The organism is Pseudomonas sp. 3HC3 (genome assembly GCF_044904505.1).
GTDB classification, from domain to species: Bacteria; Pseudomonadota; Gammaproteobacteria; order Pseudomonadales; family Pseudomonadaceae; genus Aquipseudomonas; species Aquipseudomonas putida_Y.
The window spans coordinates 133,998-148,741 of sequence record NZ_JADDRH010000009.1 but is presented as its reverse complement, the minus strand read 5'-3'; the positions used below and the strand labels follow the sequence as shown (position 1 = coordinate 148,741).

The 14,744-nt window shown below is 57.3% G+C and carries 23 protein-coding genes; 22 read left to right on the top strand and 1 reads right to left on the bottom strand.

The genetic code is table 11. From position 1 onward, the window contains the following. The first annotated feature begins 9 nt into the window (after positions 1-9). The 22 genes from rplP (at position 10) to bfr (ending at position 11,811) form a co-directional block, all read left to right on the top strand. A complete protein-coding gene (gene rplP, locus INQ47_RS14990; protein ID WP_003255479.1) occupies positions 10-423 on the top strand; it encodes a 50S ribosomal protein L16 in 414 nt (137 codons plus the stop codon). Continuing rightward, complete coding sequence (rpmC, locus tag INQ47_RS14985) at positions 423-614, top strand: 50S ribosomal protein L29 (RefSeq protein ID WP_002555481.1); 192 nt, start codon at positions 423-425, stop codon at positions 612-614. Before rplP ends, rpmC begins: the two co-directional genes overlap by 1 nt. A 2-nt stretch (positions 615-616) precedes the next feature. Then, positions 617-883: a 30S ribosomal protein S17 gene (gene rpsQ, locus INQ47_RS14980; protein ID WP_003255478.1), complete on the top strand. Its 267-nt coding sequence runs from the start codon at positions 617-619 to the stop codon at positions 881-883. A gap of 23 nt (positions 884-906) precedes the next feature. Next, the gene (gene rplN / locus INQ47_RS14975) at positions 907-1,275 is read left to right on the top strand and encodes a 50S ribosomal protein L14 (protein WP_002555479.1); all 369 of its coding nucleotides are present in this window, start codon (positions 907-909) and stop codon (positions 1,273-1,275) included. Between the two features lie 11 nt (positions 1,276-1,286). Then, positions 1,287-1,601 (top strand): 50S ribosomal protein L24, encoded by a 315-nt coding sequence (gene rplX, locus INQ47_RS14970; RefSeq protein ID WP_003255476.1) that lies wholly within the window; start codon positions 1,287-1,289, stop codon positions 1,599-1,601. A gap of 20 nt (positions 1,602-1,621) precedes the next feature. Then, positions 1,622-2,161 carry a 50S ribosomal protein L5 gene (gene rplE / locus INQ47_RS14965; RefSeq protein WP_003255474.1) on the top strand — a complete coding sequence of 180 codons (540 nt, stop codon included), beginning with the start codon at positions 1,622-1,624 and terminating at the stop codon, positions 2,159-2,161. Between the two features lie 13 nt (positions 2,162-2,174). Further along, a complete protein-coding gene (gene rpsN, locus INQ47_RS14960) occupies positions 2,175-2,480 on the top strand; it encodes a 30S ribosomal protein S14 (RefSeq protein WP_003255472.1) in 306 nt (101 codons plus the stop codon). Positions 2,481-2,688: 208 nt separating this feature from the next. Then, positions 2,689-3,081 (top strand): 30S ribosomal protein S8, encoded by a 393-nt coding sequence (rpsH, locus tag INQ47_RS14955; protein WP_003255471.1) that lies wholly within the window; start codon positions 2,689-2,691, stop codon positions 3,079-3,081. A 12-nt stretch (positions 3,082-3,093) separates the two neighbouring features. Further along, positions 3,094-3,627 (top strand): 50S ribosomal protein L6, encoded by a 534-nt coding sequence (rplF, locus tag INQ47_RS14950; RefSeq protein ID WP_003255469.1) that lies wholly within the window; start codon positions 3,094-3,096, stop codon positions 3,625-3,627. Positions 3,628-3,637: 10 nt separating this feature from the next. Continuing rightward, the gene (gene rplR / locus INQ47_RS14945) at positions 3,638-3,988 is read left to right on the top strand and encodes a 50S ribosomal protein L18 (protein ID WP_003255467.1); all 351 of its coding nucleotides are present in this window, start codon (positions 3,638-3,640) and stop codon (positions 3,986-3,988) included. 3 nt (positions 3,989-3,991) lie between these two features. Then, entirely contained in the window at positions 3,992-4,492 is a 501-nt protein-coding gene (rpsE, locus tag INQ47_RS14940; RefSeq protein WP_003255465.1) for a 30S ribosomal protein S5, read from the top strand. A gap of 2 nt (positions 4,493-4,494) precedes the next feature. Further along, positions 4,495-4,671, top strand: a complete 177-nt coding sequence (rpmD, locus tag INQ47_RS14935; protein WP_003255463.1) for a 50S ribosomal protein L30 — start codon at positions 4,495-4,497, stop codon at positions 4,669-4,671. 3 nt (positions 4,672-4,674) lie between these two features. Continuing rightward, positions 4,675-5,109 (top strand): 50S ribosomal protein L15, encoded by a 435-nt coding sequence (gene rplO, locus INQ47_RS14930; RefSeq protein ID WP_003255461.1) that lies wholly within the window; start codon positions 4,675-4,677, stop codon positions 5,107-5,109. Beyond that, positions 5,110-6,441: a preprotein translocase subunit SecY gene (gene secY / locus INQ47_RS14925; protein ID WP_003255459.1), complete on the top strand. Its 1,332-nt coding sequence runs from the start codon at positions 5,110-5,112 to the stop codon at positions 6,439-6,441. Between the two features lie 28 nt (positions 6,442-6,469). Beyond that, complete coding sequence (gene rpmJ, locus INQ47_RS14920) at positions 6,470-6,586, top strand: 50S ribosomal protein L36 (RefSeq protein ID WP_002555468.1); 117 nt, start codon at positions 6,470-6,472, stop codon at positions 6,584-6,586. Positions 6,587-6,717: 131 nt separating this feature from the next. Then, positions 6,718-7,074, top strand: coding sequence for a 30S ribosomal protein S13 (rpsM, locus tag INQ47_RS14915; RefSeq protein WP_012316515.1), 357 nt, complete (start codon positions 6,718-6,720; stop codon positions 7,072-7,074). 18 nt (positions 7,075-7,092) lie between these two features. After that, positions 7,093-7,482, top strand: a complete 390-nt coding sequence (gene rpsK / locus INQ47_RS14910) for a 30S ribosomal protein S11 (protein ID WP_003255454.1) — start codon at positions 7,093-7,095, stop codon at positions 7,480-7,482. A 15-nt stretch (positions 7,483-7,497) separates the two neighbouring features. Further along, positions 7,498-8,118, top strand: a complete 621-nt coding sequence (gene rpsD / locus INQ47_RS14905) for a 30S ribosomal protein S4 (RefSeq protein ID WP_003255453.1) — start codon at positions 7,498-7,500, stop codon at positions 8,116-8,118. A 22-nt stretch (positions 8,119-8,140) separates the two neighbouring features. After that, complete coding sequence (locus INQ47_RS14900) at positions 8,141-9,142, top strand: DNA-directed RNA polymerase subunit alpha (RefSeq protein WP_003255452.1); 1,002 nt, start codon at positions 8,141-8,143, stop codon at positions 9,140-9,142. Between the two features lie 42 nt (positions 9,143-9,184). Then, positions 9,185-9,571 carry a 50S ribosomal protein L17 gene (gene rplQ, locus INQ47_RS14895; protein WP_003255451.1) on the top strand — a complete coding sequence of 129 codons (387 nt, stop codon included), beginning with the start codon at positions 9,185-9,187 and terminating at the stop codon, positions 9,569-9,571. A gap of 172 nt (positions 9,572-9,743) precedes the next feature. Continuing rightward, on the top strand, positions 9,744-11,183 hold the full coding sequence (locus tag INQ47_RS14890) for a catalase (protein ID WP_404702006.1): 1,440 nt from the start codon (positions 9,744-9,746) through the stop codon (positions 11,181-11,183). Positions 11,184-11,346: 163 nt separating this feature from the next. Then, entirely contained in the window at positions 11,347-11,811 is a 465-nt protein-coding gene (gene bfr, locus INQ47_RS14885) for a bacterioferritin (RefSeq protein WP_003255449.1), read from the top strand. Between the two features lie 73 nt (positions 11,812-11,884). Here the strand turns inward: bfr and uvrA are convergent, their stop codons facing one another. Further along, positions 11,885-14,719 (bottom strand): excinuclease ABC subunit UvrA, encoded by a 2,835-nt coding sequence (gene uvrA / locus INQ47_RS14880; RefSeq protein ID WP_252460332.1) that lies wholly within the window; start codon positions 14,717-14,719, stop codon positions 11,885-11,887. Positions 14,720-14,744: the final 25 nt, after the last annotated feature.

Here is a 14,744-nt window from a genome sequence, read left to right as displayed (position 1 = left end):
GTACGCCAAATGTTGCAACCAAAGCGTACAAAATTCCGCAAGCAGATGACTGGCCACAACCGTGGTCTGGCACTGCGCGGTAGCAAAGTCAGCTTCGGCGAATTCGCCCTGAAAGCTGTTGCTCGCGGTCGCCTCACCGCTCGCCAGATCGAGTCCGCACGTCGTGCGCTGACCCGTCACGTTAAGCGTGGCGGTAAGATCTGGATCCGTGTGTTCCCGGACAAGCCGATCTCCAAGAAACCTCTCGAGGTTCGTATGGGTAAAGGTAAGGGCTCCGTGGAGTACTGGGTTGCCCAGATTCAGCCAGGCAAAGTCCTGTACGAGATCGAGGGTGTTTCTGAAGAGCTGGCGCGCGAAGCTTTCGCCCTGGCTGCTGCAAAGCTGCCTCTCGCCACCTCCTTTGTTAAGCGGACGGTGATGTGATGAAAGCGAATGAACTTCGTGAAAAATCGGCACAGCAACTGAACGAGCAACTGCTCGGCTTGCTGCGCGACCAGTTCAATCTGCGTATGCAGAAAGCAACTGGCCAGTTGGGGCAGTCGCACCTGCTCTCGCAAGTTAAGCGTGACATCGCTCGCGTGAAAACTGTGCTCAACCAGCAGGCAGGTAAGTGATCATGGCTGAAGCTGAAAAAACCGTCCGTACGCTGACTGGCCGTGTCGTCAGCGACAAAATGGACAAGACCATCACCGTTCTGATCGAGCGTCGCGTAAAGCACCCGATCTACGGTAAATACGTTAAGCGTTCGACTAAGCTGCACGCGCACGACGAAGCCAACCAGTGCAAGATCGGCGACAAGGTTTCCATCCGTGAAACCCGTCCGCTGGCCAAGACCAAGTCCTGGGCACTGGTTGAAGTCCTCGAACGCGCTGTTGAAGTCTAAGGGCTAGGGGTCGGAGAAATTTTATGATTCAGACTCAATCCATGCTCGATGTGGCCGATAACAGCGGCGCTCGTCGCGTCATGTGCATCAAGGTGCTCGGCGGTTCGCACCGCCGTTACGCCGGCATCGGTGACATCATCAAAGTTACCGTCAAGGAAGCAATTCCGCGCGGTAAGGTCAAAAAAGGCCAAGTGATGACCGCTGTTGTCGTGCGTACCCGTCACGGTGTTCGTCGCGCTGACGGTTCCATCATTCGTTTCGACGGCAACGCTGCTGTTCTGCTGAACAACAAGCAAGAGCCGATCGGCACTCGCATCTTCGGGCCAGTGACCCGTGAGCTTCGTACTGAGAAGTTCATGAAGATCGTCTCGCTCGCCCCTGAAGTGCTGTAAGGAGATCCGACATGCAAAAGATTCGTCGTGACGACGAGATCATCGTGATCGCCGGCAAAGACAAAGGTAAGCGCGGTAAGGTGCTGAAGGTTCTGGCTGATGACCGTCTGGTTATCGGTGGCGTGAACCTGGTCAAGCGTCATACCAAGCCTAACCCGATGGCGGGCGTACAGGGCGGTATCGTCGAGAAAGAAGCGCCTCTGCACGCTTCCAACGTTGCCATCTTCAACGGTGAAACCAACAAGGCTGACCGCGTTGGTTTCAAAGTAGAAGACGGTAAAAAAATTCGTGTCTTCAAGTCGACCCAAAAAGCGGTTGATGCTTGAACACTGCTAGGTAGAAGACCATGGCACGACTGAAAGAGATTTACCGGAACGAAATCGCTCCTAAGCTTAAGGAAGAACTTAAGCTGTCGAACGTGATGGAAGTTCCGCGCGTTACCAAGATCACCCTGAACATGGGTCTGGGCGAAGCGATCGGCGACAAGAAAGTCATCGAGCACGCTGTTGCCGACCTGGAAAAGATCACCGGTCAAAAGCCGGTCGTGACTTTCGCTCGCAAATCCATCGCTGGCTTCAAAGTCCGCGAAGGCTGGCCGATCGGCGTCAAGGTGACCCTGCGTAGCGACAAGATGTACGAATTCCTGGACCGCCTGCTGGCGATCTCCCTGCCTCGGGTTCGCGACTTCCGCGGCCTGAATGCCAAGTCCTTCGATGGTCGTGGCAACTACAGCATGGGCGTGAAAGAGCAGATCATCTTCCCGGAAATCGACTACGACAAGATCGATGCTCTGCGCGGTTTGGACATCACCCTGACCACCACTGCTCGTTCGGACGACGAAGGCCGCGCTCTGCTGCGTGCTTTCAAGTTCCCGTTCCGCAACTGATTGGAGTAGGAAAATGGCCAAGAAGAGCATGAAAAACCGCGAGCTGAAGCGTCAGCTCACGGTAGCAAAGTTCGCTAAGAAGCGTGCTGAGCTGAAAGCGACCATCGTCAACCTGAACGCCTCTCCAGAAGAGCGTTTCGCTGCCGTTGTCGCTCTGCAGAAGCAGCCACGCGACGCTAGCGCCTCGCGCCTGCGCAACCGTTGCCGCCTGACCGGTCGTCCTCACGGTGTATACCGTAAGTTCGGCCTGGGCCGTAATATGCTGCGTCAAGCTGCAATGCGCGGTGACGTACCAGGTCTGGTCAAGGCCTCCTGGTAATCGCTGCAGGCAAGGCACGGGTGGAAGGGGAGTAATCTTCCGACCGCCGGTGACCTTGCCAACAAACAAGCCCCTATATGGGGCTTGTTTCGTTTCTGCCTTGTGTCTAGAATGACCGGCTCACCTGAGCCTGGGTTTTTGCCCAAACCGTTCGGGTGGTTGTCATAGCCGCAAGGCTAATAATTCTTGTATCAGGAGCATCTAGCCCATGAGTATGCAGGACCCGTTAGCGGACATGCTAACTCGCATCCGTAATGCCCAGATGGCTGAAAAGTCCGTCGTAAGCATGCCTTCCTCTACCCTGAAGGTCGCGGTTGCCAAAGTTCTGAAGGACGAAGGTTACATCGCTGGCTACCAGGTAACTGGTGAGGCCAAGCCTTCCCTGTCGATCGAACTGAAGTACTTCGAAGGCCGTCCGGTCATCGAGGAACTGAAGCGCTCCAGCCGTCCAGGCCTGCGCCAGTACAAGGCCGTCACCGATCTGCCGAAAGTACGTGGCGGTCTGGGCGTGTCTATCGTCTCCACCAACAAAGGTGTGATGACTGATCGCGCTGCGCGCGCTGCCGGTGTCGGCGGCGAAGTTCTGTGCACAGTGTTCTAAGGGGGGATAGACATGTCTCGCGTCGCTAAGAACCCCGTTAAGCTGCCATCCGGTGTCGAAGTCAAATTCGCCGGTCAGCAGCTTTCGGTGAAGGGTGCCAAAGGTACTCTCGAACTGAACGTTCACTCGTCTGTTGAAGTTACCGAAGAGTCTGGTGAGCTGCGTTTCGTCGCTCGCAATGGTGACCAGCAAGCTCGTGCCATGGCCGGTACCACCCGCGCTCTGGTCAACAACATGGTCCAAGGCGTAAGCCAAGGCTTCGAGCGCAAGCTCCAGCTGGTCGGTGTTGGTTACAAGGCACAGGCTAAAGGCACCGTCCTGAACCTGGCCCTGGGCTTCTCTCACCCAGTGGACTACGAACTGCCAGCCGGTATCACCGCTGAAACACCTAGCCAGACCGACATCCTGATCAAGGGTATCGACAAGCAGCTGGTAGGTCAGGTGGCCGCTGAAATCCGCGACTTCCGTCCGCCAGAGCCTTACAAAGGTAAAGGTGTGCGTTACGCGGACGAAGTAGTCCGTCGTAAAGAAGCCAAGAAGAAGTAGGGCCTAGTAAATGACCGACAAAAAAGTTATTCGACTGCGTCGCGCTCGCAAAGCACGTCTCAAGATGCACGAACTCGAAGTCGTGCGCCTGTGCGTGTTCCGCTCCTCGCAGCACATCTACGCCCAGGTCATTTCGGCCGACGGCAGCAAGGTTCTGGCAAGCGCCTCGACCTTGGACAAAGACCTGCGTGATGGCGCCACTGGCAACATCGACGCGGCCACTAAGGTTGGCAAGCTGGTAGCTGAGCGTGCGAAAGCCGCCGGTGTATCTCAAGTTGCCTTTGACCGTTCCGGCTTCAAGTACCATGGCCGCGTCAAAGCGCTGGCTGATGCTGCTCGTGAAGGCGGGCTGGAGTTCTAAGTTATGGCAAATAACGATCAAAAGCGCGACGAAGGCTACATCGAGAAGCTGGTTCAAGTTAACCGCGTTGCCAAAACCGTAAAAGGCGGCCGTATCTTCACCTTCACCGCGTTGACCGTGGTTGGTGATGGTAAAGGTCGTGTTGGCTTCGGCCGTGGCAAGTCGCGCGAAGTACCAGCCGCGATCCAGAAAGCCATGGAAGCTGCTCGCCGCAACATGATCCAGGTTGACCTGAAGGGCACCACCCTGCAGTACGCCACCAAGGCTGCCCACGGCGCCTCGAAGGTTTACATGCAGCCTGCCTCGGAAGGTACCGGTATCATCGCCGGTGGCGCAATGCGTGCTGTCCTGGAAGTTGCTGGTGTTCAGAACGTTCTGGCCAAGTGCTACGGTTCGACCAACCCAGTGAACGTGGTTTACGCCACCTTCAAGGGTCTGAAAGCCATGCAATCTCCTGAATCCATTGCCGCCAAGCGTGGCAAGAGCGTCGAGGAGATCTTCTGATCATGGCAACCGTAAAAGTAACGCTGATCAAGAGCGTCTCGGGCCGTCTGCCTAACCACAAGCTGTGTGTTAAAGGGCTGGGTCTGCGTCGCATCGGTCACACTGTAGAAGTCCAGGATACTCCCGAGAACCGCGGGATGATCAACAAGGCTTACTACATGCTGAAGGTCGAGGGTTAATCGATGAAACTCAATGATCTGAGTCCAGCGCCGGGTTCCCGTCGCGAGAAGCATCGTCCAGGTCGTGGTATCGGTAGCGGTCTGGGTAAGACCGGCGGCCGTGGCCACAAAGGTCAGACTTCCCGTTCGGGTGGTTCGATCGCTCCTGGCTTCGAAGGCGGTCAACAGCCGCTGCACCGTCGCCTGCCGAAGTTCGGCTTCGTTTCCCTGAAAGCCATGGACCGCGCTGAAGTGCGTCTGTCCGAGCTGGCCAAAGTGGAAGGCGACGTGATCTCCGTGCAATCCCTGAAGGATGCCAACGTGATCAACCAGCACATTCAGCGTGTGAAAATCATGCTGTCTGGCGAAGTTACTCGCGCAGTCACCATCAAGGGTATCGCAGCCACCAAGGGTGCGCGTGCGGCTATCGAAGCAGCTGGCGGCAAATTCGAGGAATAAATGGCTAAGCAAGGTGCTCTCTCTTCGCTCGGTAAGGGCGGGATGTCGGAACTCTGGGCTCGTCTGCGCTTTCTGTTCATGGCGATCATCGTCTATCGGATAGGTGCGCATATCCCGGTTCCCGGCATCAATCCGGACCGTCTGGCGGATCTGTTTCGGCAGAATGAGGGGACCATTCTTAGCTTGTTCAACATGTTTTCCGGTGGTGCGCTTGAGCGCATGAGCATCTTTGCACTGGGGATCATGCCGTACATTTCGGCATCGATCATCATGCAGTTGATGACGGCGGTCAGCCCGCAACTGGAGCAGTTGAAGAAGGAAGGTGAAGCTGGCCGTCGCAAGATCAGCCAGTACACCCGCTACGGCACCGTTATCCTGGCACTGGTCCAAGCCATTGGCATGTCCATTGGCCTGGCCAACCAGGGCGTGGCGTTTTCTGCAGGCCTGGGCTTCCACGTCGTCGCTGTTTCCACTTTCGTGGCAGGCGCGATGTTCATGATGTGGCTGGGCGAGCAGATCACCGAGCGCGGTGTGGGCAACGGTATCTCGATGTTGATCTTCGCAGGTATCGTTGCCGGTCTTCCGAGAGCAATCGGGCAGTCTTTCGAGTCTGCACGCACAGGCGATATCAACATTTTCGCCCTGGTCGCTATCGGTCTGCTGGCAGTAGCGATTATCGGTTTTGTGGTGTTCATTGAGCGTGGTCAGCGTCGTATCGCCGTTCATTACGCCAAGCGTCAGCAGGGCCGCAAGGTCTTCGCTGCGCAGACCAGCCACTTGCCGCTGAAGGTGAACATGGCAGGGGTTATCCCGGCCATTTTCGCGAGCAGCATTCTGCTGTTCCCGGCTTCGCTGGGTGCCTGGTTTGGTCAGTCTGAAGGTATGGGCTGGCTGCAGGACATCTCGCAGTCGATCGCTCCTGGTCAGCCGTTGAACATTCTGCTGTTTAGTGCAGGGATCATTTTCTTCTGCTTCTTCTACACAGCGTTGATGTTCAACCCGAAAGACGTAGCGGAAAACCTGAAGAAGTCCGGTGCCTTTATTCCGGGTATCCGTCCTGGTGAGCAGTCGGCGCGCTACATTGATGGCGTTCTGACCCGTTTGACCATGTTCGGTGCTCTTTACATGATGGCCGTCTGCCTTCTGCCCCAGTTCCTGGTGGTGGCAGCAAATGTGCCGTTCTACCTTGGCGGGACCTCGTTGCTGATTGTGGTAGTGGTTGTGATGGACTTCATGTCCCAAGTACAATCGCACCTCGTTTCGCACCAGTACGAATCCCTGATGAAGAAAGCCAACCTGAAAGGCTACGGTGGCAGCGGTCTGCTGCGCTGATACGCCCCTAAGGTTCGAGGAGTCGGTAATGAAAGTTCGTGCATCGGTGAAAAAGCTGTGCCGTAACTGCAAGATCATCCGTCGCGAAGGCGTCGTACGAGTGATCTGCAGCGCGGAACCGCGTCACAAACAGCGCCAAGGCTGAGTGTGATCTGCGCTTCAAACCCAGCAGCTAGTGTGCTGCTGGGTTGATTATTCGTTTCTACAGCGATATTATCTCGCGCCCTATTTCTTGGCTTCCGGGGCGTAGGTAGCTGTCAATTGGAGTCCCACTGAATGGCCCGTATTGCAGGCGTCAACATTCCAGATAACAAGCATACTGTTATCTCGCTGACCTACATCTATGGTGTCGGTCGCACAACTGCACAGAAGATTTGTGCAGACGCTGGTGTAAACCCAGCCGCTAAGATCAAGGATCTGAGCGACGAGCAAATCGAAACCCTGCGTGGCGAAGTCGCGAAGTTCACCACCGAAGGTGACCTGCGTCGTGACGTCAACATGAAGATCAAGCGCTTGATGGACCTGGGTTGCTACCGCGGCCTGCGTCATCGTAAAGGTCTGCCGGTTCGCGGTCAGCGCACCAAGACCAACGCACGCACCCGTAAGGGCCCGCGTAAGCCGATCCGCAAGTAATCGCCCAGGAATATAGACATGGCAAAACCTGCTGCTCGTCCTCGTAAGAAAGTCAAAAAGACAGTGGTTGATGGCATCGCCCACATCCATGCTTCTTTCAACAACACCATCGTGACCATCACCGACCGTCAGGGCAATGCTTTGTCCTGGGCGACCTCCGGTGGTTCGGGTTTCCGTGGTTCGCGCAAATCCACCCCGTTCGCAGCCCAGATCGCTGCTGAGCGTGCTGGTCAAGCTGCGCTGGAATACGGTCTGAAGAACCTCGACGTTAACGTCAAGGGTCCAGGTCCAGGTCGTGAGTCCGCCGTTCGTGCATTGAACAGCTGCGGCTACAAGATCGCCAGCATCACCGACGTGACGCCAATCCCGCACAACGGGTGCCGTCCGCCGAAGAAGCGTCGCGTGTAATCAGGAGACAGAAGAATGGCACGTTACATTGGTCCAAAATGCAAACTGTCTCGTCGTGAAGGCACTGATCTGTTCCTGAAGAGCGGCGTTCGCGCTCTGGAATCGAAGTGCAATATCGAAGCAGCCCCAGGTATCCACGGCCAGCGCCGTGGCCGTCAGTCCGACTACGGCACCCAGCTGCGTGAGAAACAAAAAGTCCGTCGTATCTACGGTGTTCTGGAGCGTCAGTTCCGCGGTTACTACCAAGCTGCTGCCTCGAAAAAAGGCGCAACCGGTGAGAACCTGCTGCAACTGCTCGAGTGCCGTCTGGATAACGTCGTTTACCGTATGGGCTTCGGCTCGACTCGTTCCGAGTCCCGTCAGCTGGTTTCGCACAAAGCGATCAGCGTCAACGGTAAAACTGTAAACATTCCATCCTACCAAGTTCGTCCGGGTGACGTGGTCGCAGTCCGCGAGAAATCGCTGGGCCAGTTGCGCATTGTTCAAGCCCTTGAACTGTGCGCCCAGCGTGGCCGCGTTGAGTGGGTTGACGTGGATGCTGCTAAAAAGTCGGGCGTTTTCAAGAACGTTCCTGCTCGCAGCGACCTGTCTGCCGACATCAACGAAAACCTGATTGTCGAGCTCTACTCCAAGTAAGGGCTAGAAAATAGGTGCATCCATGCAGATTTCGGTAAATGAGTTCCTGACTCCCCGCCATATTGATGTGCAGGTAGTCAGTCCGACCCGCGCCAAGATTACGCTCGAGCCTCTCGAGCGTGGTTTCGGCCATACCCTGGGCAACGCGCTGCGCCGCATCCTGTTGTCCTCCATGCCTGGCTGTGCAGTAGTCGAGGCCGAGATCGATGGCGTACTCCATGAGTACTCCGCGATCGAAGGTGTTCAGGAAGACGTAATTGAAATCCTGTTGAACCTGAAAGGCCTGGCTATCAAACTGCATGGTCGTGACGAAGTTACGCTGACCTTGTCGAAAAAGGGTTCGGGGGTGGTTACCGCTGCCGATATTCAGCTGGATCACGATGTCGAGATCGTCAACCCCGATCACGTAATCGCGAACCTGGCGTCGAACGGCGCTCTGAACATGAAGCTCACTGTAGCTCGTGGTCGTGGTTACGAGCCGGCCGACTCCCGTCAAACCGACGAAGACGAAAGCCGTAGCATTGGCCGTCTGCAGTTGGACGCTTCGTTCAGCCCGGTGCGTCGTATCGCCTATGTGGTCGAGAACGCCCGTGTTGAACAGCGTACCAACTTGGACAAACTGGTCATTGATCTGGAAACCAACGGCACCCTGGATCCTGAAGAGGCTATCCGCCGCGCTGCGACCATTCTGCAACAGCAGCTGGCCGCGTTCGTCGACCTCAAGGGTGACAGCGAGCCTGTCGTAGTCGAGCAGGAAGACGAGATCGATCCGATCCTGCTGCGTCCGGTTGACGACCTGGAACTGACTGTACGTTCGGCCAACTGCCTCAAGGCGGAGAACATCTACTACATCGGCGACCTGATTCAGCGTACCGAAGTAGAGCTGTTGAAGACTCCTAACCTGGGTAAGAAGTCCCTGACTGAAATCAAGGACGTTCTGGCCTCTCGTGGTCTGTCTCTCGGCATGCGCCTCGACAACTGGCCGCCTGCAAGTCTTAAGAAAGACGACAAGGCGACCGCCTGATCGTCGTAATCACCGAACGTAGTGTTTGGTAAGGAATGAATCATGCGTCATCGTAAAAGTGGACGTCACCTGAGCCGTACCAGCTCTCACCGCAAGGCTATGTTCCAGAACATGGCAGTGTCGCTGATCGAGCACGAGCTGATCAAAACCACCCTGCCGAAAGCCAAGGAACTGCGCCGCGTTGCCGAGCCGCTGATCACCCTGGCCAAGGAAGACAGCGTTGCTAACCGTCGTCTGGCCTTCGACCGTACCCGTTCGAAGTCCGCTGTTGGCAAACTGTTCAACGACCTGGGCAAGCGTTACGCCACCCGTCAGGGCGGCTACCTGCGCATCCTGAAGTGCGGTTTCCGCGCTGGCGACAACGCGCCTATGGCGTATGTCGAGCTGGTTGATCGTCCGGTCGGCGGTGCTGTAGAAGCTGCTGAGTAAGACGTTCTGTCTGCTACAAAAAACCGGGCCTAGTGCCCGGTTTTTTGTTTGCACATCAATTGTTTAATTCTATTGATGTAAGTCAGGTAATAAATTTGTGCCTGTAATCTCGCTCGGCAATACTCTCTTTACAGCCGATAAGCCGGCGCTTGAAGACCGATAAGGAGAGCCCATGAGCAAGATTCTCACCACCGCTAGCGGTGCACCTGTAGCCGATAACCAGAACTCCCGCTCCGCCGGCCCGCGCGGTCCGCTGCTGCTCGACGACTTCCACCTGATCGAGAAGCTCGCCCATTTCAACCGCGAGAACATTCCAGAGCGCCGTGTCCATGCCAAAGGTTCGGGTGCCTATGGCACCTTTACCGTTACTCACGATATTACCGGCTATACCAGCGCCAAACTGTTCGAAGAGATCGGTAAACAAACTGAGACTTTCTTGCGTTTCTCCACCGTTGGTGGCGAGCGCGGTTCGGCTGATACCGAGCGTGACCCGCGCGGCTTCGCGGTGAAGTTCTACACCGAGGAAGGCAACTGGGACATTGTCGGTAACAACACGCCAGTATTCTTCATTCGCGACCCACTGAAGTTCCCGGACTTTATCCACACCCAGAAGCGCCACCCGCAGTCCAACCTGAAGAACGCCCAGATGATGTGGGATTTCTGGTCGCACTCCCCTGAAGCGCTGCACCAGGTCACCATCCTCTTTTCCGACCGTGGCATTCCGGACGGCTACCGCCATATGCATGGTTTTGGCAGCCACACCTACAGCCTGATCAATGCAAAGGGTGAGCGTACCTGGGTCAAGTGGCACTTCAAGACTCAACAAGGCATCAAGAACCTCACCCCGGCAGACGCTGCACGCCTGGCAGGTACCGAGCCGGATTACGCTCAGCGAGATCTGTTTGAGGCTATCGAGCGTGGCGACTACCCGCGCTGGACGGTCTGCATTCAGGTGATGAGCGAAGCCGAGGCTGCCAGCCGTGACGAGAACCCATTCGACGTGACCAAGACGTGGTCGCAGAAGGACTATCCGCTCATCGAGGTGGGTGTGCTGGAGCTCAACCGTAACCCGCTCAACTATTTCGCAGAGGTCGAGCAGGCCGCGTTCGGGCCGAGCAATATGGTGCCCGGCGTCGGTCTTTCGCCAGACCGGATGCTTCAAGGCCGCGTATTCGCCTACGCCGACGCGCACCGCTATCGCGTGGGTACCAATCACCAGCAATTGCCAGTCAATGCGCCACGCTGCCCGGTAAACAGCTATCAGCGCGACGGCTCCATGGCTACCGGCGGCTACGGTAGTGCACCGAACTATGAACCAAACAGCTACAGCGACGCCCCGAAACAGTCCCCACGCCATGCTGAGCCAGCATTGGCCATGAATGGTTCGGCTGATCGCTACGATCACCGCGAGGACACTGACTATTTCAGCCACGCCGGCGCTTTGTTCCGTTTGATGAGCGATGAGCAGAAGGCCCTGCTGATCAGCAACATCGCCGGTACCATGGCGGGCGTCAGCGAAGACGTGATCCAGCGTCAGTTACAGTACTTCTTCAAGGCGGATCCGGCCTACGGCGAAGGGGTTGCGAAGGCTCTGGGCATCAATTTCGCCTAAGTCGAAGTGATAAGTAGAACCGCCCTCATTTGGGCGGTTTTTCAATGAATATCACTACTGTTTAACCGATTTTTTGCGTCTGATTGCGCGTTTTTCAGTGACCGTAGACAAAAGCTGGTTCACACTATGTGGCATAGACGTTTTCACATGGAGAATCAGGGCGATGCAAGGCCACCCCGACGTAATCAACTATCTCGTCACGTTGCTGAAGGGCGAACTGGCGGCACGCGACCAGTACTTCATTCATTCGCGCATGTACGAAGACTGGGGCCTGTCCAAGCTCTACGAGCGCATCAACCACGAGATGGAGGAAGAGACGCAGCACGCCGATGCCCTGATGCGTCGTATCCTCATGCTCGAAGGTACCCCTGACATGCGTGCGGATGACCTGGAGGTCGGCAGCACTGTGCCGGAAATGATCGAGGCGGACCTCAAGCTCGAATACAAGGTGCGCGGTGCGCTTTGCAAAGGTATCGAGCTGTGCGAACTGCACAAGGACTACGTCAGTCGTGACATCCTGCGTGCTCAGCTGGCCGACACCGAAGAAGATCACACCTACTGGCTTGAGAAGCAGCAGGGCCTGATCAAGGCCATCGGGCTGGAAAACTACCTGCAGTCGCAGATGTAAGTTACCCACAGGCTCAAGTAAAAGCCCCTGGCACCAATGGTACCAGGGGCTTTTTTCATTGCGCTGACAACACTCAGGCCCGATCCCGCTCCAGCAATGGTTTCAGGTAATGGCCGGTATATGACTGCTTCATCTCGCTCAGCTCTTCTGGCGTACCGCAGGCAATGATCTGCCCACCCTTGGAGCCACCTTCTGGCCCCAGGTCAACCAGCCAGTCGGCAGTCTTGATCACATCCAGATTATGCTCGATCACCACCACGGTATTGCCGTGGTCGCGCAGGCGATGCAATACGTCGAGCAGTTGCTGGATATCGGCAAAGTGCAGGCCGGTGGTAGGTTCGTCGAGGATGTACAAAGTCTTGCCGGTATCGCGCTTGGACAGTTCGCGTGACAGCTTCACTCGCTGTGCCTCACCCCCTGACAGCGTGGTCGCTGACTGCCCCAGTTTGATGTACGACAGGCCCACATCCATCAACGTTTGCAGCTTGCGCGCCAGCGCCGGCACCGCATCGAAGAATTCTCGGGCATCCTCGATGGTCATTTCCAGCACCTCGTGGATGTTCTTGCCCTTGTACTTGATCTCCAGGGTTTCGCGGTTGTAGCGCTTGCTCTTGCACACGTCACACGGCACGTAGATGTCCGGCAGGAAGTGCATTTCCACCTTGATCAGGCCATCGCCCTGGCAGGCCTCGCAACGGCCACCCTTGACGTTGAACGAGAAACGCCCCGGGCCATAACCACGCGAGCGTGACTCCGGTACACCAGAGAAAAGTTCGCGGATCGGCGTGAAGATGCCGGTGTAGGTCGCCGGGTTGGAGCGTGGGGTGCGGCCGATCGGGCTCTGGTCGATATCCACCACCTTGTCCAGGTGCTGCAGGCCGTCCATGCTGCTGTGTGGCGCGGCTTCCAGGCTGCTTGCGCCATTGAGGGCGGTGGCGGCCAAGGGGTAAAGGGTGTTGTTGATCAGCGTCGACTTACCCGAACCGGATACACCGGTCACGCAGGTCAGCAGGCCGATCGGCACTTCCAGGTCGACGTTCTGCAGGTTGTTGCCACGTGCGCCCTTGAGCTTGAGTTGCAGCTTCTTGTTGCGCGGCGTGCGCTTGGCCGGCACAACGATCTTCTTGCGCCCGGACAGGTACTTGCCAGTCAGCGAATCGGGGTGGTCCATGACCTCCTGAGGCGAGCCCTCGGCGACGATCTGCCCGCCGTGCACACCAGCGCCAGGGCCGATGTCGACCACGTAGTCGGCCAGCCGGATGGCGTCCTCGTCGTGCTCCACCACGATCACCGTGTTGCCCAGGTCGCGCAAATGGTTGAGGGTGGCCAACAGGCGGTCGTTGTCGCGTTGATGAAGGCCGATGGACGGTTCATCGAGGATGTACATCACCCCCACAAGACCGGCGCCGATCTGGCTGGCCAGGCGGATACGTTGCGCTTCACCACCGGACAGGGTGTCGGCACTACGATCCAGGGTCAGGTAGTCGAGGCCGACGTTGACCAAGAACTGAAGTCGTTCGCAGATTTCCTTGAGGATTTTTGCCGCGATTTCGCCACGGCGGCCAGTAAGGGTCAGTTCGCCAAAGTAGTTGCTGGCTTCACCGATCGGCATATTGGTTACTGCGGGCAGGGTCTTCTCGCCCACCCACACATGGCGCGCCTCGCGGCGCAGGCGCGTACCCCGGCAATCCGGGCATGGTTGCGTGCCAAGGAATTTGGCCAGTTCTTCACGTACCGTGGCCGATTCGGTTTCGCGGTAGCGGCGCTCAAGGTTCGGCACAATGCCCTCGAACGGGTGCGATCGCTTGACGATGTCGCCTCGGTCGTTGAGGTACTTGAAGTCGACACTCTGCTTGCCGCTGCCCTGCAGGATCACCTTCTGGTGTTCGGCCGACAGCTCGCCGAAAGGCTCTTCCAGGCTGAAGCCATAGTGCGCGGCTAACGAACCAAGCATCTGGAAGTAGTACACGTTACGGCGGTCCCAGCCGCGGATCGCGCCTTCGGCCAAGGTGAGCTCGGTGTTGACCAGGCGTTTGGTGTCGAAGAACTGTTTGACCCCCAGGCCGTCGCAGGTCGGGCAGGCGCCAGCCGGGTTGTTGAAGGAGAACAGCTTCGGTTCCAGCTCACTGATCGCGTGGCCGCACACCGGGCAGGCGAAGCGCGCGGAGAAGATCGTCTCTTCGCCTTGTTCGCCGTCCATCGGTGCCACCAAGGCAATACCATCGGCCAGTTTCAACGCGGTCTCGAACGATTCGGCCAGGCGCTGTTGCAGGTCGGCGCGGACTTTGAAACGGTCCACCACCACATCGATGCTGTGCTTCTTCTGCTTATCCAGCTTGGGCAACTCATCGAGTTCGTAGAGTTTGCCGTTGACCCTGGCCCGCACGAAGCCCTGGGCGCGCAGCTCGTCAAACACTGCCAGATGCTCACCTTTGCGCTCGCGCACTACCGGCGCGAGCAGCATCAGCTTGCTGCCTTCCGGGTTTTCCAGCACCAGGTCGACCATTTGGCTGATCGTTTGCGCCTCCAGCGGAATATCGTGGTCCGGGCAGCGTGGCGTACCGACGCGGGCGTACAGCAGGCGCAGGTAGTCATAGATTTCGGTGATGGTGCCGACCGTGGAACGCGGGTTGTGCGAGGTCGATTTCTGCTCGATCGAAATCGCCGGCGACAGGCCTTCGATGGTGTCGACGTCGGGTTTTTCCATCATCGACAGGAACTGCCGGGCGTAGGCCGACAGCGACTCCACGTAGCGGCGCTGGCCTTCGGCGTACAAGGTATCGAACGCCAGGGACGACTTGCCGGAACCGGACAGGCCGGTGATCACGATCAACTTGTCCCGGGGCAGGGTCAGGTCGATGTTCTTCAGGTTGTGGGTACGTGCCCCACGAATCAGGATCTTGTCCACTACGGCCTCGCTCGGCGGGCATAAA

Excerpts from the sequence above, each read along its gene's own strand:
- rpsN (WP_003255472.1), top strand. The coding sequence starts at position 2,175 with ATGGCCAAGAAGAGCATGAAAAACCGCGAGCTGAAGCGTCAGCTCACG.
- INQ47_RS14890 (WP_404702006.1), top strand. The coding sequence starts at position 9,744 with ATGAGCAAGATTCTCACCACCGCTAGCGGTGCACCTGTAGCCGATAAC.
- secY (WP_003255459.1), top strand. The coding sequence starts at position 5,110 with ATGGCTAAGCAAGGTGCTCTCTCTTCGCTCGGTAAGGGCGGGATGTCG.
- INQ47_RS14900 (WP_003255452.1), top strand. The coding sequence starts at position 8,141 with ATGCAGATTTCGGTAAATGAGTTCCTGACTCCCCGCCATATTGATGTG.
- rplN (WP_002555479.1), top strand. The coding sequence starts at position 907 with ATGATTCAGACTCAATCCATGCTCGATGTGGCCGATAACAGCGGCGCT.
- bfr (WP_003255449.1), top strand. The coding sequence starts at position 11,347 with ATGCAAGGCCACCCCGACGTAATCAACTATCTCGTCACGTTGCTGAAG.
- rpmJ (WP_002555468.1), top strand. The coding sequence starts at position 6,470 with ATGAAAGTTCGTGCATCGGTGAAAAAGCTGTGCCGTAACTGCAAGATC.
- rplE (WP_003255474.1), top strand. The coding sequence starts at position 1,622 with ATGGCACGACTGAAAGAGATTTACCGGAACGAAATCGCTCCTAAGCTT.
- rpsH (WP_003255471.1), top strand. The coding sequence starts at position 2,689 with ATGAGTATGCAGGACCCGTTAGCGGACATGCTAACTCGCATCCGTAAT.
- rplR (WP_003255467.1), top strand. The coding sequence starts at position 3,638 with ATGACCGACAAAAAAGTTATTCGACTGCGTCGCGCTCGCAAAGCACGT.
- rpsQ (WP_003255478.1), top strand. The coding sequence starts at position 617 with ATGGCTGAAGCTGAAAAAACCGTCCGTACGCTGACTGGCCGTGTCGTC.
- rpsD (WP_003255453.1), top strand. The coding sequence starts at position 7,498 with ATGGCACGTTACATTGGTCCAAAATGCAAACTGTCTCGTCGTGAAGGC.
- rpmC (WP_002555481.1), top strand. The coding sequence starts at position 423 with ATGAAAGCGAATGAACTTCGTGAAAAATCGGCACAGCAACTGAACGAG.
- rplQ (WP_003255451.1), top strand. The coding sequence starts at position 9,185 with ATGCGTCATCGTAAAAGTGGACGTCACCTGAGCCGTACCAGCTCTCAC.
- rplX (WP_003255476.1), top strand. The coding sequence starts at position 1,287 with ATGCAAAAGATTCGTCGTGACGACGAGATCATCGTGATCGCCGGCAAA.
- rpsM (WP_012316515.1), top strand. The coding sequence starts at position 6,718 with ATGGCCCGTATTGCAGGCGTCAACATTCCAGATAACAAGCATACTGTT.
- rplO (WP_003255461.1), top strand. The coding sequence starts at position 4,675 with ATGAAACTCAATGATCTGAGTCCAGCGCCGGGTTCCCGTCGCGAGAAG.
- rpsK (WP_003255454.1), top strand. The coding sequence starts at position 7,093 with ATGGCAAAACCTGCTGCTCGTCCTCGTAAGAAAGTCAAAAAGACAGTG.
- rplF (WP_003255469.1), top strand. The coding sequence starts at position 3,094 with ATGTCTCGCGTCGCTAAGAACCCCGTTAAGCTGCCATCCGGTGTCGAA.
- rpmD (WP_003255463.1), top strand. The coding sequence starts at position 4,495 with ATGGCAACCGTAAAAGTAACGCTGATCAAGAGCGTCTCGGGCCGTCTG.
- rplP (WP_003255479.1), top strand. The coding sequence starts at position 10 with ATGTTGCAACCAAAGCGTACAAAATTCCGCAAGCAGATGACTGGCCAC.
- rpsE (WP_003255465.1), top strand. The coding sequence starts at position 3,992 with ATGGCAAATAACGATCAAAAGCGCGACGAAGGCTACATCGAGAAGCTG.